At 71.6% G+C, this 26,090-nt stretch carries 24 protein-coding genes and 2 pseudogenes; 15 read left to right on the forward strand and 11 right to left on the reverse strand.

Going from position 1 to position 26,090, the window contains the following annotated elements; translation table 11 throughout:
- Positions 1-77: 77 nt before the first annotated feature.
- Complete coding sequence (gene fasR, locus IG78_RS0123500; protein ID WP_051852895.1) at positions 78-1,274, reverse strand: fatty acid biosynthesis transcriptional regulator FasR; 1,197 nt, start codon at positions 1,272-1,274, stop codon at positions 78-80.
- Positions 1,275-1,363: 89 nt separating this feature from the next.
- On the opposite strand from fasR, the gene IG78_RS0123505 reads away from it, so the two are divergent.
- The gene (locus tag IG78_RS0123505) at positions 1,364-2,020 is read left to right on the forward strand and encodes a pirin family protein (RefSeq protein WP_030566390.1); all 657 of its coding nucleotides are present in this window, start codon (positions 1,364-1,366) and stop codon (positions 2,018-2,020) included.
- A gap of 120 nt (positions 2,021-2,140) precedes the next feature.
- On the opposite strand, the gene IG78_RS0123510 is transcribed toward IG78_RS0123505, so the two are convergent.
- Complete coding sequence (locus IG78_RS0123510) at positions 2,141-2,956, reverse strand: serine hydrolase domain-containing protein (RefSeq protein WP_030566391.1); 816 nt, start codon at positions 2,954-2,956, stop codon at positions 2,141-2,143.
- A gap of 19 nt (positions 2,957-2,975) precedes the next feature.
- Positions 2,976-3,464, reverse strand: coding sequence for a GNAT family N-acetyltransferase (locus IG78_RS0123515; RefSeq protein WP_030566393.1), 489 nt, complete (start codon positions 3,462-3,464; stop codon positions 2,976-2,978).
- Positions 3,465-3,552: 88 nt separating this feature from the next.
- On the opposite strand from IG78_RS0123515, the gene IG78_RS0123520 reads away from it, so the two are divergent.
- The gene (locus IG78_RS0123520) at positions 3,553-4,035 is read left to right on the forward strand and encodes a MerR family transcriptional regulator (RefSeq protein ID WP_030566395.1); all 483 of its coding nucleotides are present in this window, start codon (positions 3,553-3,555) and stop codon (positions 4,033-4,035) included.
- A 35-nt stretch (positions 4,036-4,070) separates the two neighbouring features.
- Here the strand turns inward: IG78_RS0123520 and IG78_RS0123525 are convergent, their stop codons facing one another.
- The 3 genes and pseudogenes from IG78_RS0123525 to IG78_RS51580 form a co-directional block, all read right to left on the reverse strand.
- Positions 4,071-4,934 (reverse strand): DUF4429 domain-containing protein, encoded by an 864-nt coding sequence (locus tag IG78_RS0123525; protein ID WP_030566397.1) that lies wholly within the window; start codon positions 4,932-4,934, stop codon positions 4,071-4,073.
- Positions 4,935-5,009: 75 nt separating this feature from the next.
- Positions 5,010-6,221 (reverse strand): alpha/beta hydrolase, encoded by a 1,212-nt coding sequence (locus tag IG78_RS0123530; protein ID WP_030566399.1) that lies wholly within the window; start codon positions 6,219-6,221, stop codon positions 5,010-5,012.
- A 297-nt stretch (positions 6,222-6,518) separates the two neighbouring features.
- Positions 6,519-6,674: pseudogene (locus IG78_RS51580) on the reverse strand (acyl-CoA-like ligand-binding transcription factor); the annotation flags it as partial.
- On the opposite strand from IG78_RS51580, the pseudogene IG78_RS52740 reads away from it, so the two are divergent.
- The 3 genes and pseudogenes from IG78_RS52740 to IG78_RS0123540 all read left to right on the forward strand — a co-directional run.
- Positions 6,642-7,322 (forward strand): annotated as a pseudogene (locus tag IG78_RS52740) (MFS transporter); the annotation flags it as partial. The pseudogenes IG78_RS51580 and IG78_RS52740 overlap by 33 nt on opposite strands.
- 2 nt (positions 7,323-7,324) lie before the next feature.
- Positions 7,325-7,675: a hypothetical protein gene (locus IG78_RS52745; RefSeq protein ID WP_051852887.1), complete on the forward strand. Its 351-nt coding sequence runs from the start codon at positions 7,325-7,327 to the stop codon at positions 7,673-7,675.
- A 258-nt stretch (positions 7,676-7,933) separates the two neighbouring features.
- Positions 7,934-8,365 (forward strand): peptidase inhibitor family I36 protein, encoded by a 432-nt coding sequence (locus IG78_RS0123540; RefSeq protein ID WP_030566401.1) that lies wholly within the window; start codon positions 7,934-7,936, stop codon positions 8,363-8,365.
- Here IG78_RS0123540 and IG78_RS0123545 read toward each other — a convergent pair.
- Positions 8,346-9,257, reverse strand: coding sequence for a potassium channel family protein (locus tag IG78_RS0123545; RefSeq protein WP_225882172.1), 912 nt, complete (start codon positions 9,255-9,257; stop codon positions 8,346-8,348). The two genes, IG78_RS0123540 and IG78_RS0123545, sit on opposite strands and share 20 nt — an antisense overlap.
- Before the next feature lie 88 nt (positions 9,258-9,345).
- Positions 9,346-12,093 (reverse strand): pyruvate dehydrogenase (acetyl-transferring), homodimeric type, encoded by a 2,748-nt coding sequence (gene aceE / locus IG78_RS0123550; RefSeq protein ID WP_030566405.1) that lies wholly within the window; start codon positions 12,091-12,093, stop codon positions 9,346-9,348.
- Positions 12,094-12,548: 455 nt separating this feature from the next.
- On the opposite strand from aceE, the gene IG78_RS0123555 reads away from it, so the two are divergent.
- The 6 genes from IG78_RS0123555 to IG78_RS0123580 all read left to right on the forward strand — a co-directional run bounded on the left by IG78_RS0123555 (position 12,549) and on the right by IG78_RS0123580 (position 17,593).
- Positions 12,549-12,980, forward strand: coding sequence for a DUF3052 domain-containing protein (locus IG78_RS0123555; RefSeq protein WP_030566407.1), 432 nt, complete (start codon positions 12,549-12,551; stop codon positions 12,978-12,980).
- Between the two features lie 373 nt (positions 12,981-13,353).
- Positions 13,354-13,812, forward strand: coding sequence for a peroxiredoxin (locus tag IG78_RS0123560; RefSeq protein ID WP_030566409.1), 459 nt, complete (start codon positions 13,354-13,356; stop codon positions 13,810-13,812).
- 141 nt (positions 13,813-13,953) lie between these two features.
- Positions 13,954-14,529, forward strand: a complete 576-nt coding sequence (locus IG78_RS0123565) for a TerD family protein (protein WP_016642563.1) — start codon at positions 13,954-13,956, stop codon at positions 14,527-14,529.
- Positions 14,530-14,684: 155 nt separating this feature from the next.
- On the forward strand, positions 14,685-15,260 hold the full coding sequence (locus tag IG78_RS0123570) for a TerD family protein (protein WP_030566412.1): 576 nt from the start codon (positions 14,685-14,687) through the stop codon (positions 15,258-15,260).
- 136 nt (positions 15,261-15,396) lie between these two features.
- Complete coding sequence (locus IG78_RS0123575) at positions 15,397-16,539, forward strand: DUF475 domain-containing protein (protein ID WP_030566414.1); 1,143 nt, start codon at positions 15,397-15,399, stop codon at positions 16,537-16,539.
- A 307-nt stretch (positions 16,540-16,846) separates the two neighbouring features.
- Positions 16,847-17,593, forward strand: coding sequence for a TerD family protein (locus IG78_RS0123580; RefSeq protein WP_030566416.1), 747 nt, complete (start codon positions 16,847-16,849; stop codon positions 17,591-17,593).
- A gap of 25 nt (positions 17,594-17,618) precedes the next feature.
- Here IG78_RS0123580 and IG78_RS0123585 read toward each other — a convergent pair whose 3' ends face one another.
- Complete coding sequence (locus tag IG78_RS0123585) at positions 17,619-18,551, reverse strand: TerD family protein (protein ID WP_030566418.1); 933 nt, start codon at positions 18,549-18,551, stop codon at positions 17,619-17,621.
- A 379-nt stretch (positions 18,552-18,930) separates the two neighbouring features.
- Between IG78_RS0123585 and IG78_RS0123590 the strand changes: the two genes are divergently transcribed.
- The 4 genes from IG78_RS0123590 to IG78_RS46190 all read left to right on the forward strand — a co-directional run bounded on the left by IG78_RS0123590 (position 18,931) and on the right by IG78_RS46190 (position 24,201).
- Positions 18,931-20,097 (forward strand): HpcH/HpaI aldolase/citrate lyase family protein, encoded by a 1,167-nt coding sequence (locus tag IG78_RS0123590; RefSeq protein ID WP_030566420.1) that lies wholly within the window; start codon positions 18,931-18,933, stop codon positions 20,095-20,097.
- 17 nt (positions 20,098-20,114) lie between these two features.
- The gene (locus IG78_RS0123600) at positions 20,115-22,913 is read left to right on the forward strand and encodes a phosphoribosyltransferase (RefSeq protein WP_225882173.1); all 2,799 of its coding nucleotides are present in this window, start codon (positions 20,115-20,117) and stop codon (positions 22,911-22,913) included.
- The gene (locus IG78_RS0123605; protein ID WP_030566423.1) at positions 22,910-23,731 is read left to right on the forward strand and encodes an HAD family hydrolase; all 822 of its coding nucleotides are present in this window, start codon (positions 22,910-22,912) and stop codon (positions 23,729-23,731) included. Before IG78_RS0123600 ends, IG78_RS0123605 begins: the two co-directional genes overlap by 4 nt.
- Before the next feature lie 239 nt (positions 23,732-23,970).
- Positions 23,971-24,201, forward strand: coding sequence for an FmdB family zinc ribbon protein (locus IG78_RS46190; RefSeq protein WP_030566431.1), 231 nt, complete (start codon positions 23,971-23,973; stop codon positions 24,199-24,201).
- Positions 24,202-24,220: 19 nt separating this feature from the next.
- Here IG78_RS46190 and IG78_RS0123615 read toward each other — a convergent pair whose 3' ends face one another.
- Both IG78_RS0123615 and IG78_RS0123620 read right to left on the reverse strand, forming a co-directional pair.
- Complete coding sequence (locus IG78_RS0123615; protein WP_263972728.1) at positions 24,221-25,429, reverse strand: sugar kinase; 1,209 nt, start codon at positions 25,427-25,429, stop codon at positions 24,221-24,223.
- Positions 25,426-26,049 carry a bifunctional 4-hydroxy-2-oxoglutarate aldolase/2-dehydro-3-deoxy-phosphogluconate aldolase gene (locus IG78_RS0123620; RefSeq protein ID WP_030566435.1) on the reverse strand — a complete coding sequence of 208 codons (624 nt, stop codon included), beginning with the start codon at positions 26,047-26,049 and terminating at the stop codon, positions 25,426-25,428. The genes IG78_RS0123615 and IG78_RS0123620 overlap by 4 nt, the downstream gene beginning before the upstream one ends.
- Positions 26,050-26,090: the final 41 nt, after the last annotated feature.

Consider the following 26,090-nt stretch of genomic DNA (forward strand, 5'->3'; position numbering starts at 1 on the left):
TCTTGTGGACAGTACGAACCGCCCGTGGGGACAGGGACGAAGAACCGCTGGGGGAATTGTAGAGGCCCGACAAAGAGTCAGGCCTGGTGATCTCCGTCGGCGAGACGCCCCAGGATCAGCGCGATCCTCAGCGTGAACGCGGACCGCACATCCGAAGGTGACCATCCGGTGACGTCAGTCACACGTCGAAGCCGGTAGCGCACGGTGTTGGGATGCACAAAGAGCATCCGGGCGGCGCCCTCCAGGCTGCTCGCCTGTTCGAGATAGACGCTGAGCGTCTCCAGGAGCGCGGAACCGGCCTCCTCCAGTGGTCTGTAGATCTCCTCCACCAACTGATCACGGGCCGCCGGGTCGCCCGCCATGGCGCGCTCGGGCAGAAGATCGTCCGCGAGCACCGGGCGCGGTGCGTCCTGCCAGGCGGCGCACGCCTTCAGGCCCGCGGCGGCGGCCTGCGCGGAGCGGGTGGCCGCCAGCAGGTCGGGCACGATGGGCCCGGCCACCACCGGACCCGTCGCATACGGCCCGATCAGGGCTTTCGCCACGGCCAGTGGGTTGTCGTCGCCACCCGCGATGACGACGAGACGGGTACCGAGTACACCCGTGAGGACCTGGAGCTTCGCGTGCCGGGCGGCCCGGCGGATGGCCTCGACGGTGAGTTCGCTGTCACCGTCAGGCGCGGTGCCGAGGACCACGCAGACATGGTCGGGCGAGTTCCAGCCGAGCGCGGCGGCACGGGAGACGGCACCCTCGTCGGCTTCCCCGGAGAGCACCGCGTTCACCACGAGCGACTCCAGGCGCGCGTCCCAGGCACCGCGTGCCTCGGCGGCCTGCGCGTACACCTGCGCGGTGGCGAAGGCGATCTCGCGGGCGTAGACGAGCAGCGCCTCGCGGAGGACCGACTCGTCGCCGGGCGCGGCCACCTCGTCGATGGCCGACTCCATGACCTCGATGGTGGTCCGCACCATCTCCACGGTCTGCCGCAGCGTGATCGCCCGGGTCAGTTCGCGCGGTGCCGTGCCGAAGACGTCCGTCGAGATCGCCTGCGGGGCGTCGGGGTGCCGGAACCACTCGGTGAACGCGGCGATTCCGGCCTGCGCGACCAGGCCGATCCACGAGCGGTTCTCCGGCGGCATGGCCCGGTACCAGGACAGCGTCTCGTCCATGCGCGCGATCGCCTGCGCGGCCAGGCTGCCGGACGACTTCTCCAGGCGTCGGAGCGTGGCGGCGTGCGCGTGTGCGCGGCCACCGCGAGGGGAACCGGAGCCGGCGGCCAGGTGGGCTTCGTTCGCTGAGGGTTCGGGCACGGGGACAAGACTGCCTTATCGGGACGGCGGGGTGCGGGGCCGGGTCTACCGTGGGGGGCGTGATTGATGTCCGGCGCTCCGGTGAGCGGTATCCGGGAGGCGACCCCATGGCGGGGATCGACTCCTTCCACGCCTTTTCCTTCGGGCCCTACTACGAGCCCGACAACCTGCGCTTCGGCGCGCTGCTCGCCTGCAACGAGGAGCACCTCGCGCCGGGCGCGGGCTTCGACGAACACCCGCACAGCCACACCGAGATCGTCACCTGGGTCGTCTCGGGCGAACTCACCCACCGCGACTCCGCGGGCCATGAGTCCGTCGTCCGCCCCGGCGACGTCCAGCACCTCAGCGCGGGCTCCGGGGTCCGGCACGTCGAACGCAACGCGGGCCCCGAGCCGCTGACCTTCCTCCAGATGTGGCTGGCCCCCGCGCGGCCCGGCGGCGATCCGGCGTACGACATCGTCCGCGGCATCGCCGACTCCACCCCCTACGCCGTCCCGGCCGCGGGCGCCCTCCTGCACGTACGCCGTCTCGCCCCCGGCGAACGCACGGCGATCCCACCGGCCCCGACCGTGTACGTCCACGTGATCCGCGGCGAAGTCTCCCTGGGCGGAGAGGAACTGACCCCCGGCGACGCGGCCCGCGTCACCGCGGAACCGAACCTGGACGCCATCTCGTACGCGGACCGAGCGGAACTGCTCCTCTGGGAGATGACCTGACCCCCGCCCCCGCCCTGTGGGCGGCTGGTCCGCCCAGGGGGCGGAACGGGCGGGCACAGGGCGGACCCGCCGCCGGGCAACCCAACTCGCCCGTACCCCAGCCCACCCCGCCCCACAGACTCAGAGCTCGGCGAGCACCGCATCCGTAAAGACCGGCCACGCCTCGACCGCCCACGCCCCGAAGGCCCGGTCGGTGAGAGCCACACACGCGGCCCCAACATCGGGATCGACCCACAGAAACGTCCCGGCCTGCCCGAAGTGCCCGAAGGTACGCGGAGAAGAGGAACCCCCCGTCCAGTGCGGCGACTTCCCGCCCCGGATCTCGAACCCGAGCCCCCAGTCATTGGGGTTCTGATGCCCGTACCCCGGAAGCACCCCCTTGAGCCCGGGGTACACCACGGACATCGCCTCCGCCACGGTCCGCACATCGAGCAGCCGAGGCGCCTGCACCTCCGCGGCGAACCGCACGAGATCGTCCACGGTCGACACCCCGTCCTTCGCGGGCGACCCGTCGTCGGCGAGGAACGTCGAGGTCATCCCGAGCGGTTCGAGCACGGCCTGCCGCAGATAGCCGGCGAAGGGGATGTCGGTCGCCTTGGCGATGTGGTCGCCGAGCACCTCGAAACCGGCGTTGGAGTACAGCCGCCGCGTCCCCGGCTCGGCCGTCACCTGGTGCTCGTCGAAGGCGAGACCGCTGGTGTGCGCGAGCAGGTGCCGCACGGTCGAGCCGGGCGGCCCCGCCGGCTCGTCGAGCTCGACCGCCCCCTCCTCGTACGCGACGAGCGCGGCGTACGCGGCGAGCAGCTTGGTCACCGAGGCGAGGGCGAAGCGGTGCCCGGTGGGGCCGCGCGCCCCGGCGACGGTGCCGTCCGCTCGGACGACGGCGGCGGCAGCGGTGGGTACCGGCCAGTTCTCGATCAACGCCAGGCTCTGCATGGGCACGAGCCTAAGCGCCCTACAGCTTGAGCTGCATATAGGGGTCGGGCTTGCGGACGAAGCCGAGCGAGGCGTACAGGCCTTCGGCGTCGGCCGATGTGGTGAGGCCCACCTGGCGCGCGCCGCGCTCGCGGAACCACGCGAGCAGCTCCTCCACGCAGGCGCGGGAGAAGCCGCGGCGGCGCGTCCCGGGGTCCGTGGCGACGCTGAAGACGTACCCGGTGACGCCGTGCGGGTTGCCGGAGCGGCCGATGCGGTACTCCAGGGTGCCCACGGCTATCGCCGCGAGGCCGCCGGGCCGCTCGGGGTGGTCGACGGCGAACACCGCGAAGTCCCCCTCGGGGTCGGCGAGGTGACGGCGCAGCGTGGGCAGGGACGCCGCCTGCCAGTCGGTGACGGACGCCGACGGCAGCGTACCGTCGAGCGTGCGCACGGAGTCGATCATTACCTGGCGGAGCCGGATGACTTCCTCGGCGTCCTGGGGTTCGGCACGGCGTACGAGACTCATGAGGCGCACGTTAGCCAGCGGGTCCTCGCGCCGTCCTGTGAGATTTTCCCTTGCTTCGAGTGCACTCCAAGGATCTAGCGTGGGGGCCATGACGGTGATGGAGACAACCCCCGCACCCGCCCGGGACGTGGCAGGGCCGAGCACCTGCGCGGCGCCCCCGCCTCCCCACCCGCGCCCGGACGGACGGGACCACTACACGATCAGCGAGGTCGTCGCGGTGACAGGCCTGACCGCGCACACCCTGCGCTGGTACGAGCGGATCGGCCTGATGCCGCACGTCGACCGCTCGCACACGGGCCAGCGCCGCTACCGCAACCGCGATCTGGACTGGCTGAACCTCGTCGGCAAGCTGCGCCTGACCGGCATGCCCGTCGCCGACATGGTGCGCTACGCCGAGCTGGTGCGCGAGGGCGAGCAGACCTTCGGCCGACGGCGGGAGCTGCTCGAGCGGACCCGCCGCGACGTACTGGCCCGGGTCGCGGAGCTCCAGGACACGCTCGCCGTCCTCGACCGCAAGATCGACATCTACTCCGACCACCCGGCCGCGGCCGCACGGACCGGGGCGCCGTAGGCACCGGTCCGGGGCGCCCTGAGCGCCCCGGAACCTCACAGCTCCGCGAGCAGCTCCGCCTTCTTCGTCGTGAACTCGTCGTCGGTGAGCAGGCCCGCCTGGTGCAGCTCGCCGAGGTGCCGGATGCGGTCGGCGATGTCGGCGGGGTCGCGCCGCACGGCAGGGGCGGCGACGGGGGTCACGACGGGGGCGGGGCCCGAGGCGCGGACCGCGGCGAGGACCGACGCGGCGAACGGCAGCGACTCGTGCACCGGGCCGTAGCCGAGGCCGAAGACGACGGCCGCCGGGTCCTGGTCGGCCTGCGCGAGACGGCCCGCCGCGTCGCGGGGCAGCAGCCGCAGATGGCCCTCGAAGACCTCGGGGGAGCGCCACTCGACCCCGCTCAGGTCACTGACCTGGAAACTCTGATCGCCCGCCTTCCACTTCGCCGACGAGGCTCCCGTCCAGAACCAGCGGAAGGCCACCGACTTGCCGTCGAAGGACGCCTTCCCGTCGTACGCCTTGAACTGCAGCGGCGCTTCGGGGGCGGCCACCAGATGGCGCTCCGCGGGCCCCTCGTCGGCCGCGGGGAGCACTGCGCGCAGTTCGTCCGCGTAGTACTCGGCGAGCGTCTCGCGCTCCGCGGGCAGCACAAGACGGTACGGATCGGAGCCGTCCTTGAGCTGTCCCGCCGCCGCCTCCATCAACGGGTCGGCGCCCTGCCTCGGCACGGCGTGCAGAACGGTCGTCCCGCGCTTGCCGGGTGTGAGCGTCACTCCCGCGATCGCCTCATGGGGGATACGGCGCTCACCGAGAGCATGGAACAGCTTCGGCGTACGGATCCCCCGTTCGAAGCGGATGAGCACGGAGTCGGTATCGAACTCCCAGGCGGCGTGAAATCCGGCCAGTACATCACCCATGCGGCTCATCGTATGCGGCACGAGCTTCTCCGTCTCTCCTGCGGCAGGCCGCTGTTTCATCGATTTCTACGCGCGTCAGGCCGTTGTCGTACCGGAAATACCTTCCCGGCAGGCCGCATCTCCACTGGCACACCGCACTCCGTCGTAGCCGCCCACGCCGATCTCGGCGAAATTCCTGAGGCTGTCCGTGCCGGGCTCGAAGTAACCGGTGTGGCCCCGCGCCCGGTCGGCGGACACCACGCGCGCGCCGAAGCCCGCGGAGACGGGGTCGGCGCCGTGGCCGAGCCCCCCGACTTCCATGTGCGGCACATCCTGGATCCAGTCGTCGCTGTCCCGCGCGGCCCAGATCCGCGCCCGGCTGCCGAGCCCCGACGCGCTGTCGGAGCGCATGCCGGGACTGCCGGCGACCGCGATGTCCGTGACCCGCGGCGGCAGGCGGCGGGCCGCGACTCCGCACACCACGGAGCCGTAGCTGTGGCAGTACAGCGCCACCGCGGTCCGGCCTGGCAGCGCGCGTACCAGTGAGTCGAGGCGGCCCGCCCCGTCGTCGGCGCGCATGGACGTGGCGGCGTCCACACCGAGGCCGACGGGTGTCGTGTAGTCGGCCCAGGCGATCACGGCGGTACGGGTGCCGGGGCGCGCCCTGCGCTCCGCGCCGTACAGGGCCTGCGCCATGCCGACGGGCGCCGCGTACTTGCGCTGGGTACGTTCGAAGGTGAGGACGTTGGTGTCGACACCGGGCACCACGACCGAGACCCTGCGGGCCCGGGAGAGGTCGCCGAAGACCTCGGCCATGCGCCCCGACCCCATCGGGTCGAAGGCGAGGACCTGCCGGTGCGGCCGCATCATCACACCGAAGCGCTTCATCCGGCGCTCCGCCGTCTGCTTGCCCACCGGGGAGAGCCGGTCGTCGTGCACGCGTTCGCGCTCGACTCTGCGGGCCTGTTGCAGGGCGATGCGGTTCGCGCGGTAGCGCAGCTCGACGGGAGCGCCGTTCATGTTGCCGACCGCGAGGGGATAGCGGGCGGCGAGCCGGGCGCTCTGCCGTGCGGTGAGCGAGGCGAAGAACTGCGCGAGCCGGGCGGCCGGGGCGTCGGCGGCGGGCAGGTCACGCCCGTCGATGCGGCCGCGCTCCCAGGCGGAGAGCGTGGCTTGGAGCGGCGACGCGTCGCCTCTGTGCTGGCGTACAGCCGTCCAACCGGTGGTCGCGAGCATGACGAACACCACGGTGAGCGCGAGCAGAGCGCGCCAGACGCCGAGTTGGGGGGAGGAGTCGAAGGAAGTCACTGCGGGACACCCTAGGAGAATCGTGATGCTCCCCGTGCACGGGGTGAGGCAGATCACGTTTCCAGGGGGGTGATTGTGGTGAAGCGGACACTTCTCGCGCGCCCTCGTCACGCTCTGTGTGCGGCGCGTGCGCGGGGCGGTCCGTCCGTCAGGCCTTGCGCCAGTCCTCCGCCAGTCCTCCGCCAGGGCGGGCCCCAGGTGGTCGAGACAGGACTCCGTGATCGCGCGGATCGAGTCGACGCTGATGTCCTCGCCCGCGCCCCACATCCGTCCCGTGATCCGCATGACCCCGCTGAACGCGGCGACGGCCACGCGCGGGCGCGGATCAGTGGCGAGGTCGAGGCCCTCACGCTCGGCGATCACGCCCGCGATCTGCTCCTCCATCTCGATGGAGCGGCGCAGATGCACCGCGAGCAGGGAGGGCGTCGATTCGATCATGCGGTAGGTGCGCATATGGAGCTCGACGGGTACGAGATCGGCGTGGTCGGCTTCGGCCTCGCCTCCGGAGCCATCGGCATGTCCGGCAGCGTCTCCCTGGTCATCGCCTTCCGCGTGCTCCAGGGCCTGTTCGGAGCCCTGCTGATGCCGGCCGCGCTCGGCCTGCTGCGGGCCACCTTCCCGGTCGCGAAGCTGAACATGGCCATCGGCATCTGGGGCATGGTCATCGGCGCCTCCACCGCGGGCGGCCCCATCCTCGGCGGCGTCCTCGTCGAGCACGTCAACTGGCAGTCGGTGTTCTTCATCAACGTGCCCGTCGGCGTCGTCGCGCTGGTCCTCGGCGTCCTGATCCTCAAGGACCACCGGGCGCGGAACGCGCCGCGCTCCTTCGACATACCCGGCATCGTGCTGCTCTCGGCCGCGATGTTCGCCCTGATCTGGGCGCTCATCAAGGCGGGCGACCCCTGGGGCTGGGGCAGCGGCAAGACCTGGGCGTTCCTCGGCGCGGCCGTCGTCTGCTTCGTGCTGTTCGCGTGGTGGGAGACCCGGGTCGCCGAACCGCTGATCCCGCTCGGTCTGTTCCGCTCGGTGCCGCTGTCCGCGGGCACCGCCCTGATGGTCCTGATGGCCTTCGCCTTCATGGGCGGGCTGTTCTTCGTCACCGCATGCAGGTCGGCGGCAGCCTCGGCACCGCGGTCCTCGGCGCCGTGATGTCCAACACCGTCGACTCCGGCCTGAAGGGCAACTGGCAGGACGCCGGGCTGCCGGGCACACCGCCGCCCGGCCTGGACAAGGCGACCGCCACCGGATCGGTACCCCGGCAGATCGCCCAGGCCCCGGGCGTCGACCAGGGCGCCCTCGGCAGGATCACGGACGTCATGCACGACACGTTCATGTCGGGCATGGGTGTGGCGTTCACCGTGGCGGGCGTCGTGGGCGTGATCGCGGCGGTGGTCGCGACGCTGACGAAGCGCGGGGTGAACGTGGAGGCGGGGGCGGGCGCCGCCCACATCTAGCGGTGCGCGTCCAGTGGCCCGCGTCCAGCGGCCCGTGTCCAGTGGCCCGCGGCCGGGTTTCGTCGGGTGCCCTTAGGGGCGAACCCGTGCGCCGCTCAGAGCCCTTTCAGGGGAAGCCCTCCGGGTCCGCTCGGGGGGCTTTCGCCTATCAGGGTGAGCCTGGCGGGAACCCCTTTCCGCCGCCGTCCCCCACGGTCGAGAGTGGCGGCAAGTGAGCGACACGACACGGGTGTTGCGATGACACGGGGGTTGATCCACATGCGTACGACCATGCGTTCCGCCTGGCCCGCCTGCGCGGCCGTCCTGGCTCTGACCACGGCGGCCCTGGCCGCGGCGCTCACGGCGCCCACGCACGCGGGCGCCGCGGGACCCGGGGCGGCCGGACCCGGCACCGCGGGGCCGCCACGGCTCGGCGGCTGCGGCCCGGGCGAGCTGTGCCTCTGGGAGAAGACGGGCTTCCAGGGCAAGCGGCATCTGCACGAACTGGCCGGTACGGACATCGAGAGCTGCATCCCGCTGCCCGCGGGGAGCGGCGCGCAGTCCCTCGCCAACCGCACCGGCCGACCCGTCACGACGTATCAGTCGGCCGAGTGCGAGGAGACGGCCGAGTTCAACACCTATCCGGGCGGCGGTACGTGGGTGCCGGAGTCGCCCTACCGGGTGCGGGCGGTCAAGATCTGGGAGCGCTGAGCGGGGGCTCGCCGTCGCACCTGCCGGGGTCCGCGGCGGTGGCCCGACGCGGCACGGTCGCGGCCACCAGCGTGCCGGACAGGGTGTCCACCTGCGCGCGCAGGGCCGACACCTCCGCCGTGAGGGCCTCGATCGCGGCGGTCTGGCGGCGCTCCTCGGCGTCGTCCTTCTCGAAGCGGGCTATGAACCACGCCGCGATGTTCGCCGTGACGACACCGAGGAGGGCGATGCCCGACAGCATCAGACCGACGGCGAGGACCCGGCCCAGACCGGTCGTCGGGGCGTGGTCGCCGTAGCCCACGGTCGTCATCGTCGTGAACGACCACCACACGGCGTCGCCGAGCGTCTTGATGTTGCCGTCGGGCGACTCCCGCTCCACGGAGAGCACGGCGAGCGAGCCGAACATCAGCAGGCCCACCACCGCGCCCACCACATACGTCGTCAGCTTGATCTGTGACGCCATGCGGGCCCGCTGCCCCACGAGCAGCAGCGTGGAGACGAGCCGCAGCAGCCGCAGCGGCTGGATCATCGGCAGGATCACGGCGCACAGATCGAGCCAGTGTGTGCGCACGAACCGCCCGCGGTGCCCGGTGAGCGCGAGCCGCACCAGATAGTCGACGGCGAAAGCGCCCCACACGAACCACTCCACGGCGGTGCAGGCACCCGTCACGGAGGCGCTCGCCCCGGGGCGCACGATGGGCACGGCGTAGGCGACGGCGAACGCCACGGCGAGGGCGAGCAGCGGGCGCTGGGTGCGGCTCTCCCAGCGGATCTGCGCCGGCCGCGCCGTGCCCGTCGCCTGCGTCGATCCCGGCGGCTGCCTCGATCCCGGCGGTGGGGTTGATCCCGGCGGCTGCGCCGTGCCCGGCGGTTGTGCCGTCTCATCCTTCATGAGCGCATCGTAGGAAAAGCAGTGCGGGGCGGCGGACCCAGGTGGGCCCGCCGCCCCGCGACCGGACGGAGCTGTCATGCGGCGAAGGTCAGGCGTCGCCCCCGGCGGGACCCGGGTCGGCCGCCATGACGTCCAGGAGCTGGTAGCGGTCGATCGCCTGCTTCAGGACGGACCGGTCGACCTTGCCCTCGCGGGACAGCTCGGTGAGGACCGCGACCACGATCGACTCCGCGTCGATGTGGAAGAACCGGCGGGCCGCGCCCCGGGTGTCCGCGAAGCCGAAGCCGTCCGCGCCGAGCGACTGATAGGTGCCGGGCACCCAGCGGGCGATCTGGTCGGGCACGCTCCGCATCCAGTCCGAGACGGCCACGAAGGGCCCCTCGGCGCCGGAGAGCTTGCGCGTCACATACGGCACGCGCTGCTCCTCCTCCGGGTGCAGCAGGTTGTGCCGCTCCGTATCGACGGCCTCGCGGCGCAGCTCGTTCCAGGAGGTCGCCGACCAGACGTCCGCCTTGACGTTCCACTCGGAGGCGAGGATCCGCTGGGCCTCGACGGCCCAGGGCACCGCGACGCCGGACGCCATGATCTGTGCCGGGATGGCGCCGTCCGTGCCCGGCTTGAAGCGGTGGATGCCCTTCAGGATGCCCTCGACGTCCACGTCGTCCGGCTCCGCGGGGTGCTGGATCGGCTCGTTGTAGACGGTGAGGTAGTAGAAGACGTCCTCGCCCTGCTTGCCGTCGGCGCCCTCGCCGTACATCCGGCGCAGACCGTCCTTGACGATATGGGCGATCTCGAAGCCGAAGGCCGGGTCGTAGGCGACACAGCCCGGGTTGGTGGAGGCGAGCAACTGGGAGTGGCCGTCGGCGTGCTGGAGGCCCTCACCGGTCAGGGTCGTGCGCCCGGCGGTCGCGCCCAGAACGAAACCGCGCGCGAGCTGGTCGGCCATCTGCCAGAACTGATCGCCGGTGCGCTGGAACCCGAACATCGAGTAGAAGACGTACACGGGGATCAGGGGCTCGCCGTGGGTGGCGTAGGCCGAGCCCGCCGCGATCAGGGAGGCCGTGCAGCCCGCCTCGGAGATGCCGTCGTGCAGCATCTGCCCGGTCGGGGACTCCTTGTAGGCGAGCAGCAGCTCACGGTCCACGGACTCGTACTGCTGGCCGAGCGGGTTGTAGATCTTCGCACTCGGGAAGAACGAGTCCATGCCGAAGGTGCGGTACTCATCGGGCGCGATCAGCACGAAACGCTTGCCGATCTCCTTGTCCCGCATGAGGTCCTTGAGGAGTCGCACAAACGCCATGGTGGTGGCGATGGACTGCTGACCGGAACCCTTCTTCACGGACGCGTACGTCTTGTCGTCGGGAAGCTGAAGCGGCTTGGAGCGCACGACCCGGGTCGGGACATAACCGCCGAGACCCTGGCGGCGGTCGTGCATGTACTGGATCTCCTCGGAGTCACGGCCGGGGTGGTAGTACGGCGGCGGACCGTCCTCCAACTGCTTGTCCGTGATCGGCAGGTGCAGGCGGTCGCGGAAGCCCTTGAGGTCGTCGACCGTCAGCTTCTTCATCTGGTGCGTGGCGTTGCGGCCCTCGAAGTTGGGGCCGAGCGTCCAGCCCTTGATCGTCTTGGCCAGGATGACCGTCGGCTGGCCCTTGTGCGCCTTGGCCGCCGAGAACGCCGCGAAGATCTTCCGGTGGTCGTGGCCGCCGCGGCCCAGGTGCAGGATCTGGTCGTCGGACATGTTCTCGACCATGGCGCGCAGCCGCTGGTCGTCACCGAAGAAGTGGTCGCGGATGTAGGCGCCGGTCTCGGTGGCGTACGTCTGGTACTGACCGTCGGGCGTCGTGTTCATCCTGTTGACGAGGACGCCGTCCCGGTCCTGGGCGAGCAGCGGGTCCCAACTGCGGTCCCACACCAGCTTGATGACGTTCCAGCCGGCGCCCCGGAACTGCGACTCCAGCTCCTGGATGATCTTGCCGTTGCCGCGCACCGGGCCGTCGAGGCGCTGCAGGTTGCAGTTGACGACGAAGGTGAGGTTGTCGAGCCCTTCACGCGCGGCGATGGAGAGCTGGCCGAGCGACTCCGGCTCGTCCATCTCGCCGTCGCCGAGGAACGCCCAGACGTGCGACTTGGAGGTGTCGGCGATGCCGCGCGCCTCCATGTACCGGTTCATCCGCGCCTGGAAGATCGCACCGAGCGGACCGAGGCCCATGGAGACCGTCGGGAACTCCCAGAAGTCCGGCATGCTGCGCGGGTGGGGATACGACGACAGGGCGTACGGAGCCTTGGACTTCTCCTGCCGGAACCCGTCGAGCTGCCGCTCCGAGAGCCGGTCGAGGAGGAAGGCGCGGGCGTAGATGCCGGGCGACGCGTGCCCCTGGAAGAAGATCTGGTCGCCGCCGTCGCCCTCGTCCTTGCCGCGGAAGAAGTGGTTGAACCCCACGTCGTACAGCGACGCCGAGGAGGCGAACGTGGCGATGTGGCCGCCCACGCCGATGCCCGGACGCTGGGCGCGCGAAACCATCACCGCGGCGTTCCAGCGGGTCGCGTTCAGGACCTTGCGCTCGATCTCCTCGTTGCCGGGGAAGAACGGCTCGTCCTTGGTGGCGATGGTGTTGACGTAGTCCGTGCTGCGCATCTCGGGCACGGCGACGCGCTTCTCGCGGGCGCGCTCGATCAGTCGGAGCATCAGATAGCGGGCCCGCTCGCGGCCGCGCTCGTCGACGGCGGCGTCGAGGGAGTCGAGCCATTCCTGGGTCTCTTCTGGATCGAAATCCGGGACCTGGCTGGGAAGGCCGCCAATGATGATCGGGTTGCGATCGGATCCGGAAGCCACGCTGTTCCTTCGCTGTGTTGTCGCGCGGTGCACGCGATCGGATTCGTGCTCTGCCTGGACTCTGCTCTGAACTCTGTCGGGTGCGTGTGCGGCCCGTACGGTGCCGGTACGTACCGGTCCGTACGACGTTCACCATCGTCTACCCCGGCGATGGATACGTCATCTCTACCCCGGGGTAACAGGGACGACGGCCCCCGTTCCCTGGGGTAGGCTCGACCAAATCGCAACGATACGCTCATCCCGCCCAGCGGCCTCGGCGGAGCCGCCCGGCCCGTGCCGGACGCCGCTCCGGAAGCGGCGACAGTTGCGGTGACACGGTTGGGAACGTCACCGTTTCGGCGGTCTCGACGGCCGGGTACTTGCGCGATCCGTCCCGCCCGTGTGGACTACGACCCATGCCCCGCGTACACGCGAGGCTGCCAGGCATTCCCAAGAACACGATCAGGAGGCAATCCGTGAGCGCGACCGCGGACCACGCGGAGACGAACCTTGCCGTAAGGCTGGGTTTCCAGCCCGACATGGTGGTCCAGGAGATCGGCTACGACGACGACGTCGACCAGGAGCTCCGCGAGGCCATCGAGCAGGCCACCGGCACGGAGCTCGTCGACGAGGAATACGACGACGTGGCTGATGCCGTGGTGCTCTGGTTCCGTGAGGACGACGGGGACCTGACTGATGCGCTGGTGGATGCCATCGCGTACATGGAAGAAGGCGGCTCGATCCTCCTCCTCACACCGAAGACCGGGCGCGACGGCTACGTCGAGCCCAGCGAGATCGGTGAGGCCTCCACCACGGCCGGTCTGTCCCAGACCAAGAGCATCAACGCGGGCAAGGACTGGAACGGCTCGCGGCTGATCACGCCCAAGGGCGCCGCCAAGAAGCGGTAGCCGGCCGCAGGCCTGCTGCCGCTTCCCGTGAGGCCCCCGACGGTTACGCCGTCGGGGGCCTCATGTGCGTGGGGCTGGTGTTTTGTCGCGCTTGCGCGCTCGTCCTCAAACGCCGGACGGGCTGGATACTTCGCCGGTGCAGCGCAAACCTTTCAGCCCGTGCGGTGCAGATCTTCTGGCGCGGCCGGTGAAGGAGTCTTTCAGCCCGTCCGGCGTTTGAGGACGAGGCGCGGAGCGCCGACAAGGGCGGGGGTCCAGGGGGCGCAGCGCCCCTGGTTCGGGAAGGGGCGGGCCTGGGGCGCCCCGCGAGGGCACGGGCACCCCCCGTAGGCTGAGAGCGCCCCAATGGCCCAGGCGAAGGGAAGTGGCTCACGTGGCGATCGAGGTCGGCGCCAAGGCTCCGGATTTCGAGCTGAAGGACAACCACGGCCGGACGGTGCGGCTCGCGGATTTCCGCGGGCACAAGAACGTGGTGCTGCTCTTCTACCCGTTCGCGTTCACCGGCGTCTGCACCGGCGAGCTCTGCGCCCTGCGCGACGAACTGCCGAAGTTCGAGAACGAGAACACCCAGCTCCTCGCCGTCTCGAACGACTCCATCCACACGCTGCGCGTCTTCGCCGAGCAGGAGAGCCTTGAGTACCCGCTCCTGTCGGACTTCTGGCCGCACGGCGAGACCTCACGGGCGTACGGCGTCTTCGACGAGGACAAGGGCTGCGCGGTGCGCGGCACCTTCATCATCGACAAGGACGGCGTCGTCCGCTGGACCGTCGTCAACGGCCTCCCCGACGCGCGGGACCTGAACGACTACGTGAAGGCGCTCGGGACCCTGTGACGCCCCCCTAGGGGCGACACCCCGGGATTCTTCAGGTGCGGAGCCTGTGACCGCCGGGAACCGGTCACTAGGATCCACACGTTGATCCGATGGCAAGCACGACTGGGGCTCCCCGCCCCTGGACACTATTTGGGAGGACTCGTGGGAGTCAGCCTCAGCAAGGGCGGCAACGTATCTCTGAGCAAGGAGGCGCCCGGCCTGACCGCCGTCACGGTCGGCCTCGGCTGGGACGTCCGTACGACCACAGGGACGGACTTCGACCTGGACGCCAGCGCCATCCTGACGAACGCGGAGGGCAAGGTCAGCAGTGACGCCAACTTCGTGTTCTTCAACAACCTGAAGAGCCCGGACGGCTCCGTGGAGCACACCGGCGACAACATCACCGGTGAGGGCGAGGGCGACGACGAGCAGATCAAGGTCAACCTCGCGGCCGTCCCCGCGGACATCGAGAAGATCGTCTTCCCGGTCTCGATCTACGACGCCGAGAACCGCCAGCAGTCCTTCGGCCAGGTCCGCAACGCCTTCATCCGCGTGGTGAACCAGGCGGGCGAGGCGGAGCTCGCCCGCTACGACCTCTCTGAGGACGCCTCCACGGAGACGGCCATGGTCTTCGGCGAGCTGTACCGCCACGGCGCGGAGTGGAAGTTCCGCGCCGTCGGTCAGGGGTATGCCTCGGGTCTGCGCGGTATCGCGCAGGACTTCGGCGTCAACGTCTGAGCCGGGCCGCAGCACCGCAGCACCCGAGCCGTCCGGCGCCGCACACGTCAAGTGCGGCGCCGGACGCGCGCGGCACCGCAGGACCGCCGCGCCCCGGCTCACCGCCGGGGCACGGCGCGGCCCAACGCTCCAGCACCTCGGGGAGGACCAGCATCATGGGCGTGACGCTCGCCAAGGGGGGCAACGTCTCCCTGTCCAAGGCCGCACCCGATCTCACGAAGGTGATGGTCGGCCTCGGCTGGGACGCTCGCTCCACCACCGGAGCCCCGTTCGACCTCGACGCCAGTGCCCTGCTGTGCCAGTCCGGCCGGGTCCTCGGGGACGAGTGGTTCGTGTTCTACAACAATCTGACGAGCCCGGACGGCTCGGTCGAGCACACCGGCGACAACCTCACCGGTGAGGGTGACGGCGACGACGAGTCGCTGATCCTCGACCTCACCAAGGTCCCGGCGCACTGCGACAAGATCGTCTTCCCGGTCTCCATCCATGAGGCGGACAACCGCGGACAGACATTCGGCCAAGTCAGCAATGCCTTCATCCGGGTGGTGAACCAGGCGGACGGCCAGGAACTCGCGCGCTACGACCTCAGTGAGGACGCGTCCACGGAGACCGCGATGATCTTCGGGGAGGTGTATCGCTACGGCGGAGAGTGGAAGTTCCGCGCCGTCGGGCAGGGGTACGCGTCCGGTCTGCGCGGCATCGCTCTAGACTTCGGAGTCAATGTTTCTTAAAGGACTCTCCCCGGGTTCCCCAAACGGCCGACGGGTTTGCCCGACAGTTGACTGGGAAGGCCCGGGGGCGTCCCCCGGAGGACGTATCACCGGGGACGGCGCGGGGGAGACCCGTACACATACGATTGGGTAGCCAGTGGTACTGAAAACCTTCGGCTGGTCGTTCGCAGTCACTGCGCTCGGCCTGGTCGCAGCGGTGCTCTTCGGGGGGTGGGCGGCGCTAGGACTCGTGGCGATCCTGTCCATCATGGAGATCTCGCTGTCCTTCGACAACGCGGTGGTCAACGCCGGAATCCTGAAGAAGATGAATGCCTTCTGGCAGAAAATCTTCCTCACCATCGGCATCGTCATCGCCGTCTTCGGCATGCGCCTCGTCTTCCCGGTCGTGATCGTCGCTGTCAGCGCCAAGATGGGCCCCATCGAAGCGGTCCGGCTCGCGCTCAACGACAAGGACAAGTACCAGCAGCTCGTCACCGACGCGCACCCGTCGATCGCCGCCTTCGGTGGCATGTTCCTGCTGATGATCTTCCTCGACTTCATCTTCGAGGACCGGGACATCAAGTGGCTCGGCTGGCTGGAGCGCCCCCTTGCCAAGCTCGGCAAGGTCGACATGCTCTCGGTGTGCATCGCGCTCATCGTGCTGCTCGCCTCTTCGATGACCTTCGCCAAGCACGCGCACCAGCACGGCGGCGCCCATGCCGACAAGGCGGAGACAGTCCTCATCTCAGGACTCGCGGGCCTGATCACCTATCTCGTGGTGGGCGGTCTCTCCGGCTTCTTCGAAAGCAAACTCGAGGAAGAGGAGGAGCGTGAGCACGAGGAGGAGGAGAAGGCCAAGAAGTCGGGCAAGCCCGTCTCGGCCATCGCGCTCTCGGGCCAGGCCGCGTTCTTCATGTTCCTCTATCTGGAGGTCCTGGACGCGTCCTTCTCCTTCGACGGTGTCATCGGCGCCTTCGCCATCACCAACGACATCGTCCTGATGGCGCTCGGCCTCGGCATCGGCGCGATGTACGTCCGGTCGCTCACGGTCTATCTGGTCCGCGAGGGCACCCTCGACGACTATGTCTACCTGGAGCACGGCGCGCACTACGCCATCGGCGCCCTCGCCGCGATCCTGCTCGTCACCATCCAGTACGAGATCAACGAGTTCATCACCGGCTCGATCGGCGTGCTCCTGATCGGCGCCTCCTTCTGGTCGTCCGTGCGCCGCAACAAGCGGCTCGCAGCCGAGGAAGGTACGGGCACGGACGAGAAGGCAGAGGTGCCGTCCGGAGTCTGACCGGGTCTGACCGGCCGCACCGGCCGCACCGGCCGTCGGCGGTCACCGGCCCGTCCTGCGGTCGTTGTCCGCCGGGCGTCCCGCAGGCCCGAGCGCATCGCGATGGCGGCGTCCCCCACCCGGGGGGCGCCGCCATCGGCGTACGCGCTCTGGCATACGGTGAGCCGACTTCGCCGTCCGGACGTGTGGCACCGGCCCAGGTGAGGAACGCTTTGTGCGGGGCGGCAGTTGAGGACCCGGAGGACCTGGGATCGGGCCGCCCCGTGGCGTACGCACAACTGACACGGGGCTTCTTTCTGGGGGTGGCATGTCCTTCTGGGACGGTCTGCGGCCGAGGCGTGCGATGGATTTCGCGTCGGGCAGCTCCGCGACCAACTCCATCGAACTGACCAAGCGCAATCCGGCGGTCTCGCTCACCAAACAGGGCGCGGCCACCGGCAATCTCCGCGTCACGCTGACGTGGCAGATGCGCACGTCCGACCTCATCGGCAAGAAGCGCGGCGGCGGCAGCCTGCTGCGGCACCCGCTGAAGCTGTTCCAGCCCGAACCGGTGCAGGCGCACACACAGAGCATGGTCAACGTCGACCTGGACCTCGGCTGTCTGTATGAGCTGACCGACGGCAGCAAGGGCGTGGTGCAGCCCCTCGGGCACTTCTTCGGCAGCCTCAACTCGCCGCCGTACGTCAAGGGCAGCGGTGACGACCGGTTCGGCTCGGGCTCCGGCGAGACGATCTACGTCAACCTCGACCAGCGCGAGTCGATCAAACGGCTCCTCGTGTTCGTCTACATCTACGACCAGACACCGGCCTTCGACCGCACCCACGCCAAGGTGACGCTCTACCCCAGCAACGGCCCCCGCGTCGAGATCGACCTGGAGGAGCGCGCCCCGCAGGCCCGCTCCTGCGCCGTGCTGATGCTGGAGAACGTCAAGGACGAACTGATCGTGCGCCGCGAGGTCCGGTACGTGTACGGCTTCCAGGCCGAGCTCGACCGGCTGTACGGCTGGGGCCTGCAGTGGGGCCGGGGCTACAAGAGCAAGGTGGGCGGCGGCTGAACCGCGGCCCCCGCGCGGGGGCCGCTCAGCGCGGCAGGAACTGCGGCCCCTGCGGCGGCAGCCGGAAGTTCGGGTCGGGCACGGGCGGGGGCGCCACCGGGTGCGGGTAGCCGTAGGCCGGGACCGGCGGCTGGGTGGGCGCCGGCTGCGGATAGCCGTAGGACGGCTGCGGCGCCGGGTAGCGCGGCGGCTCGGGCGGGTAGCCGTACGCGGGCTGCGGCACCGGCTGCGACATCGGCTGGGGCGCGGGCGGCGGGGCGGCGGGGTACGGCGCGGGCGGCAGGGTGTGGGCCGCCGGTGCGGGCGCGGCGGTCTCGGCCGGTGGCAGCGGCGCGGACCCGCCCGTCGTTCCCAGGTGCTGGGTCTGGGGCAGCGAGGCGTCGGGTGTCGGGTCGGTCACGGCCTCCGACTCGTCCACCAGGATCCCGAAGTCCGTGGCGAGCCCCACCAGGCCGTTGGAGTACCCCTCGCCGAGCGCCCGGAACTTCCAGCTCCCGCCGCGGCGGTACAGCTCCCCGCAGATCAGCGCGGTCTCGGCGCCGGTCTCCGGCGTGATGTCGAAGTACGCGAACGGCTCCGCACCCGCGGGAGCGGCCGGCGAGGCGTCGTACAGCAGGATCCGCAACGCGCTGACCTGCTCGAAGGGCTTGTTGTCCGCGGAGGCCACGAGCAGCACCCGGTCGACCGCCGGGTCCAGGCCCGCGAGGTCGGCCTGCACGGTGTCCGTCAGGCCCTCGGCGACCCGCTTCTTGCCGAGCCGCCAGACCTTGCCGGAGGGGTGGCGCGGCTGGTTGTAGAAGACGAAGTCCTCGTCGGAGCGCACCCGGCCGTCGGTGCCGAGCAGCAGGGCCGACGCGTCGACGTCGGGGGAGCCCTGGCGCGGCGCCCAGCGAAGGACCGCGCGGACGGCGGCGGCTTCGAGCGGGACGTTCGACCCCTTCAACATCGCGTGCGTCATGCGGTCATCCTGCCTTCCTTGTGCGGACCCGGACAACGCGGGGCCCCGGGGCCTGTCGCCGGACTTCCACCGGTTCGCGGACCGTCTCGTGGCCCGCCTCGTGGCCCGCCTCGTGGCCCTCCTGACACGGGCCCGCGCCCGGACGAAAACTTTCGGACACGTGCCCGTCCTGCCCCCGTCCTGCCCGTCTGTCGGCCTATGACACCTGCCTGTGCAGGTGTGGGGCCCGCGTGTGCGACTTGGCCGGGTTACCTGGATTTCATGCCCGCGGGGAACCCTGGACACCCGCCTCTACGTACTATTACCGGCCACATCGTTTCGGATCGCGACGACGATATGGGCGTAACGGGCGATACCAGGAGAATCTCAGAGGAACCACATGCGTCATTTCGGGCACATAACCCCAGAGGTGAGCCAGCGCCTCTTCCATCGGGAGCCGTGTGCCTTCACCGCGGACTCCCCGCCGCAGCTTCTCGCGGCCGCGCTCGGTGCCACGCTCTACAGCCCCGCCACCCGCCCGCGCCTCGCTGACGACATCCTCAAGCAGTCCGCCCGTGGCGTGATCTCGATGGTCGTCTGCCTTGAGGACTCGATCGGCGACGAGGACGTCGTGGCCGCCGAGGAGAATCTCGTCCGGCACTTCACCGATCTCGCCGGGCGCCCCGGCGCCGAGCCGCCCCTGCTCTTCATCCGGGTCCGCAGCGCCGAGCAGATCCCTGACCTGGTACGCAGGCTCGGCCCCGCGATCCGGCTCCTGTCCGGATTCGTACTGCCGAAGTTCACCGAGGAGCGGGGCGTTCCGTTCCTGGAGTCCCTCGCGGCGGCGGAGGCGGCGAGCGGGCGGCGGCTCTTCGCGATGCCGGTCCTCGAATCGCCGCAGCTCCTCTACCTGGAGAGCCGCGCCGAGACGCTCGCCGGGATCGCCCGTACCGTCGACAAGTACCGCGACCGGGTGCTCGCGCTGCGGCTCGGCGTCACCGACTTCTGCTCGGCGTACGGGCTGCGCAGACCGCCGCACATGACCGCCTACGACGTGCAGATCGTGGCGTCCGTCATCGCCGACGTGGTCAACCACCTCGGCAGGGCCGACGGCACCGGCTTCACCGTGACCGGGCCGGTGTGGGAGTACTTCCGCGTCCAGGAGCGGATGTTCAAGCCGCAACTGCGGCAGAGCCCCTTCCTCCAGGTGCGTGCCGAGGAGCTGCGCCAGGCCCTCATCGAGCACGACCTGGACGGCCTGCTGCGCGAGATCGAGCTCGACCGGGCCAACGGCCTGCTCGGCAAGACCTGCATCCACCCCTCGCACGTACTGCCCGTGCACGCCCTGTCGGTCGTCAGCCGCGAGGAGTTCAGCGACGCCCAGGACATCCTCCGGCCCGAGCAGGGCGGGGGCGGTGTGCTGCGCTCCGCGTACACGAACAAGATGAACGAGGTGAAGCCGCACCGCGCCTGGGCGGAGCGGACCCTGCGCCGCGCCGAGGTCTTCGGCGTCGCGCGGGAGGACGTCGGCTTCGTGGAACTGCTCAGCGCGGGGCTGCCCTCGTGACGGACATGAGCGCGAACGTGAGGAAGACGCAAGACGTGGTGTGGTCGGGTACGTGGGTCGCCGAGCGGCTCGGGGTCGAGCTGATCGAGAACGGGTCGGGGGGCGGCGGGGCCGCGGGCGGAGGTACGGGGGACGGCCGTGCTGGGAGCGTCGGGGGCGCTGGGGGCGCCGGGAGTGCCGGGTGCGACGGTGCCGGGAGTGGGAGTGCCGGGAGTGCTGGGAGCGCCGGTTGCGACGGTGCCGGGAGCGGGAGCGGGGGCGCCGGGAGTGCCGGGAGTGCCGGGGGCGACGGGAGTGCCGGGAGCGGCGGTGTCGGGAGTGGGCGGCTGAAGGAGTTGCTCGGGCTCGCGCTGCGGCGCAACCCCAAGCGGGCGCACCTGCTCGTGTCGAACGTCCTCGGCAAACACGTACCGCAGCACCCGTCGGTGATCTGGCGCTCCGGGTACGACCTCGGCGTCCGCGTACGCGACCTCCTCGGGGACCGCGACGCGGCCCGCGCCGTCGTCCTCGGCTACGCGGAGACCGCGACGGGGCTCGGCCACAGCGTCGCCGACGGCCTCGCCCTCGCCCCCTACCTGCACTCCACGCGCCGCCCCGTCGCCGGCGTGGAGCGCGCGGGCGGCTTCGAGGAGTCCCACTCGCACGCCACCTCCCACCTGCTGCTCCCCGAGGACCCCCGGCTGCTCGCCGGTGACGGCGCGCTGGTCCTCGTCGACGACGAGTTCTCCACCGGCAACACGGTCCTGAACACCATCCGCGCCCTGCACGCACGGTTCCCGCGGCAGCGGTACGTCATCGTCGCCCTGGTCGACATGCGCGCCCCCGAGGACCGGGACCGCCTCGACGTCTTCGCGCGCGAGCTCGGCGCCCGCGTCGACCTGGTCGCGCTCGCCTCCGGCACGGTGCGGCTGCCCGACGGCGTCCTGGAGAAGGGGCAGGCCCTGGTCGCGGAGCACGAAGCGGCGGCGGCGGAGACGGCCGGGGCGGTGGCGGCGGCCGGGGCTCCGGCGCCCGCGCCGTGCGGCGAGCTAGCACCCGTCACGCGCGTCGACCTCGGCTGGCCCGTGGGCGTGCCCGACGGCGGGCGGCACGGCTTCACCCCCGCGCACCGGGAGCGCCTCCACGCGGAGCTGCCGGGCATGGCCGAGCGGATCGCCGCCGCGCTGCCCGCGGACGCGCGCCGCGTCCTGGTCCTCGGCTTCGAGGAGCTGATGTACGCACCGCTCGCCCTCGGCACGGCCATCGAGGAGCGGCTCGGCCGCACGGGCACCGAGGTGCGGTACTCCACGACCACCCGCTCACCCGTCCTCGCCGTGGACGACCCCGGGTACGCCATCCGCACCCGCCTCGTCTTCCCTGCGCACGACGACCCGGCCGACGGGCCGGGGCCGCGCTTCGCGTACAACGTGGCGGGCGGCGGCTTCGACGCGGTCGTCGCGGTGGTCGACTCCACCGCGGACACCCCCGCGCTGCACGCGCCCGACGGCCTCCTCGCCCGGCTCGCCGCGCACACCGGGCACGTGCTGCTCGCCGTCGTGCCGTCGTACGTCCCCGCGTACGCCCTCTCCGAGGCCCCTGCCCAGGCCCTCACACCAGCCCCTTCGCAGGCCCCTCCGCACGCCCCCTCGCACGCCCCTCAAGATCAGGAAGCCTCCTTGCTGCCCGAACCCCTCCGCGGTCCCGCCTTCTCCTCGTACGCCGCCGACGACGTCGGCTGGCTGCTCCAGGACCTCTCGGACGTCACCCTTGAGGCGCCCACCGAGGAGCGCGAGGAGGCCATCCAGAGCGGCGGCGCGCACTACGCCGAGTCGCTGCCGGTGGAGTACCAGCCGAGCCCGCAGTACCAGGATCTGTTCCGGGCCGCGCTCGACACCTCCGCGGCCCGCATCGCGCAGGCGGTCGGCACGGTCACCGAGACCGTCATCGCCGAGCGGTCGCCCCGCCCGGTCCTGGTGTCCCTCGCCCGCGCGGGCACCCCCGTCGGCGTCCTGATGCGCCGCTGGGCCAAGCACCGGCACGGCCTGGACCTGCCGCACTACGCCGTGTCCATCGTGCGCGGCCGCGGCATCGACGCCAACGCGCTGCGCTGGCTGGCCGCGCACCACGACCCCGCCGACGTGGTCTTCGTCGACGGCTGGACCGGCAAGGGCGCGATCACCCGTGAACTGGCCGTGGCGGTCGAGGAGTTCGAGGCGGCGGGCGGCGCCACGGGCTTCGACCCCGAGATGGCCGTGCTCGCCGACCCCGGCTCCTGCGTCCGCACCTACGGCACCCGCGAGGACTTCCTCATCCCGTCCGCGTGCCTGAACTCCACGGTGTCCGGGCTGATCTCGCGTACGGTGCTGCGCGCCGACCTCGTCGGGCCCGACGACTTCCACGGCGCGAAGTTCTACCGCGACCTCGCGGACACCGATGTGTCCCGCGACTTCGTCGACGCCGTCGCCGCCCGCTTCGACGAGGTCGCCGACGCCGTGGCCGCGCGGGTCAAGGAGATGCTCGCCGCGGACCGCGCCCCGACCTGGGAGGGCTGGGCCGCCGTCGAGCGGATCAGCGAGGAGTACGGCATCCACGACGTGAACCTGGTCAAGCCCGGCGTCGGCGAGACCACGCGCGTGCTGCTGCGCCGCGTCCCGTGGAAGATCCTGGCCCGCGCGGGCGCGGGCGCCGACCTCGACCATGTGCGGCTGCTCGCCGAACAGCGCGGTGTGCCCGTCGAGGAGGTCGCCGAACTCCCGTACACCTGCATGGGGTTGATCCACCCCCGGTACACGCGGGGCGCCACCGGCGCGGACGGCAGGGCGGTGGCGTCCACATGACCGCCCCCCACGCCGGTGCCCCGCGCCTCCTCGTCGCCAGCGACCTGGACCGCACCCTCATCTACTCCGCCGCCGCGCTCGGCCTGACCATGCCCGACGCGCAGGCGCCGCGGCTGCTGTGCGTCGAGGTGTACGAGGGCAAGCCCCTTTCGTACGTCACGGAGACCGCCGCCGCACTGCTCACGGAACTGGCGGAGCGCGCCGTCTTCGTGCCCACGACGACCCGCACCCGCGAGCAGTACCACCGCGTCCACCTCCCGGGCCCTGTACCGCGGTACGCGATCTGCGCCAACGGCGGGCACCTGCTCGTCGACGGGGTGTCGGACCCGCGGTGGCGGGCGGACGTCGACCGCCGCCTCGCCGCCGAGTGCGCGCCCCTCGACGAGATCCGCGCCCATCTGCTGCGCACCGCCGACCCCGCCTGGCTCCTCAAGGAGCGCGTCGCCGAGGACCTCTTCGCCTACCTCGTCGTGGAGCGCGCGCTGCTGCCGTCCGGCTGGGTCAAGGAGCTGGGGGAGTGGGCCGTGGAGCGCGGCTGGACCGTCTCCTTGCAGGGGCGCAAGATCTACGCGGTGCCGCGGCCGCTGACCAAGAGCGCGGCCATGCGGGAGATCGCACGGCGTGCGGGCGCCGATGAGGTGTTCGCCGCCGGGGACTCGCTCCTCGACGCCGATCTGCTCGCCGCGGCCGACCGCTCCTGGCGGCCCTCCCACGGGGAGCTCGCCGACACGGGGTGGTCGGTGCCGGGGCTCACGGTGGTGCCGGAGCGGGGGGTCGCCGCGGGTGAGCAGATCCTACGAGGCTTCCTGGCCGCGTAGGCCTCCTCGCTCTGCCCCCGTGGGCGGCTGGCCTGCCCGTCCCTGTGGGGGCTGGCCTGCCCGCCCCTGTGGGCGGCTGGTCTGCCCAGGGGGCGAGTGGGGTCTCCCCTGCTCGAGCGGAGCCGAGAGCTTGGGGATGGGCGGGCACCGCTGCGCCGGGCAACACCTGTCCCGCTGCGGCGCCCCACGTGTGCGCCCACCCGCCAGTGCCGGGCACCGGGCCCCCGTACCCTGTCCCCATGCCCCGATACGAGTACCGCTGCCGCCCCTGCGGCACCACCTTCGAGCTGAGCCGCCCGATGGCGGATTCCGCGGCCCCGGCCACCTGCCCCTCCGGCCACGAGGACACGGTGAAGCTGCTCTCGACCGTGGCGGTCGCGGGCACAGCGGCCGCGAGCCCGGCACGCGGCGCAGCCCCAGCGGCAGGCGGCGGCGGAGGCGGCTGCTGCGGCGGAGGCTGCTGCGGCTGACGCACCCGCCCCCGGGGGGCTAGCGCAGCACAGCCCCGTCCCCCGCCCCCAGCATCCCCAACTCACCCCGAGTCGGCGCCCCCTCCCAGTCCCCACGGGAGGCCACCGCGAACGCCCCTGTCGTGACGCCGCGTTCCAGCCGACAGGCCATATCCGCCCCGTCGAGGAGCGCGGAGAGGTACCCGGCGACGAAGGCGTCCCCGGCGCCCACCGCGTCGACGGCCCGTACCGTCCGCGCGGGACGGTGGAGTTCGCCCGTACCGGTGTACGCGGTGGCCCCGCGCGCGCCGAGCTTGACGACGACCTCACGCACCCCGAGGCCGAGCAACGCCTGCGCTTGGCTCGCGATGCTGTCGGAGGCGTCATCGTGGCGGCCGGCGGGAAGGCACAGCGGCAGCTCGTCGTCGGAGGCGATCAGCACGTCGGCGTACCGGGCCCAGTCCCGCAGGACCGCCGAGGCCTCCTCCCGGCTCCACAGCCGGGAGCGGAAGTTGACGTCGACGCAGACCCGTACGGAGTGCTCCTCGGCGAGCCGCAGCGCACGCGCGCACGCCGCCCGCGCGTCGGCCCCGAGCGCCGGGGTGATCCCGGTCAGATGCAGCACCCGCGGCGGCGCGGCGCTCGCGAAGGCCCGCTCCACGGCGTCCGCGCCGAGCCGTGAACCGGCCGAGCCCGCACGGTAGTAGTGCACCCGCGTCACCTCCGGCAGCCGCGGTTCGAAGAGCAGCAGCCCCGTGGGCGCCGTCGCGTCCCGGCTCACCCCTCGTACGTCCACGCCCTCCGCCCGCAGCGTGCGCAGCACCAGCTCACCGGCCTCGTCGTCACCGACCGCGCCCGCCCAGCGAACGGTGTGGCCGAGCCGGGCGAGCCCGATCGCCACGTTCGACTCGGCGCCCGCCACGGACACCGCCATCACCCCGCCGAGCCTCAGCGGCCCGTCACCGCGCAGCGCGACCATGGTCTCGCCGAAGGTGAGGACGTCCGCACGGCCGGGGGTGCCGGTGTCCGTGCCGGACGCGGGGGCGGGGCCCGGGCTCGTGGGGCCCCCGACCCCGGCGGGCGACCCGGTCCCGGCGGGGGATCCGGTCCCGGTGGGCGACCCGGTCCCGGCGGGGGATCCGGCCCCGGTGGGGGATCCGGTCCCGGTGGGGGATCCGGTCCCGGTGGGGGATCCGGTCCCGGTGGGGGATCCGGTCCCGGACGAGTCCGCCCGCCCGTGGGCGCTCACTCGCACACCGCCACGAAGCGACCCGCCCGCTGCCGCAGCGCGTTCAGGTCGCCGCCGTCCGCCGCGTCCCCGATCAGGGGTGAACCGACGCCCACCGCGACCGCTCCGAGCTCCAGGTACTCCGCGGCGGCGGCCGCGTCCACGCCGCCGACCGGGACGAACGGGCGGCCGGGGAACGGGCCGAGCAGGGCCTTGAGATAGCCGGGGCCGCCGACGGCGGACGCCGGGAACACCTTGAGGGCGGTGGCGCCCGCCGCCTCGGCCGCGATCACGTCGGTCGGCGTGAGGACGCCCGCCAGGACGGGAAGACCCGCGGCGACGGCGTGCTCGACACCAGGGCCGAGCCCGGGCGTCACCACGAGGTTGGCGCCCGCCTCGGCCGCACGCGCCGCGTCGTCCGCCGTGCGGACCGTGCCCGCGCCGAGCCACGCGTCCGGGCCGAGCTCCGCCCGCGCCCGCCGCAGCACACCGAGCGCGTCGGCGCCGCTCAGCGACACCTCGACCAGGGGTACACCGGACTCGACGAGGGCAAGCACCGTACGGAACGACGCCTCCGCGTCCGAGCCGCGCACGATGGCCACAAGCCGTCTCGCCCGCAGGGCAGTCATGAAGTCGACCATGCCTTCAGGCTCGCACAGGCCCACGCGGGTCCTCGCGGGGC

Source organism: Streptomyces aureocirculatus (assembly GCF_000720475.1).
Taxonomy (GTDB): Bacteria; Actinomycetota; Actinomycetes; order Streptomycetales; family Streptomycetaceae; genus Streptomyces; species Streptomyces aureocirculatus.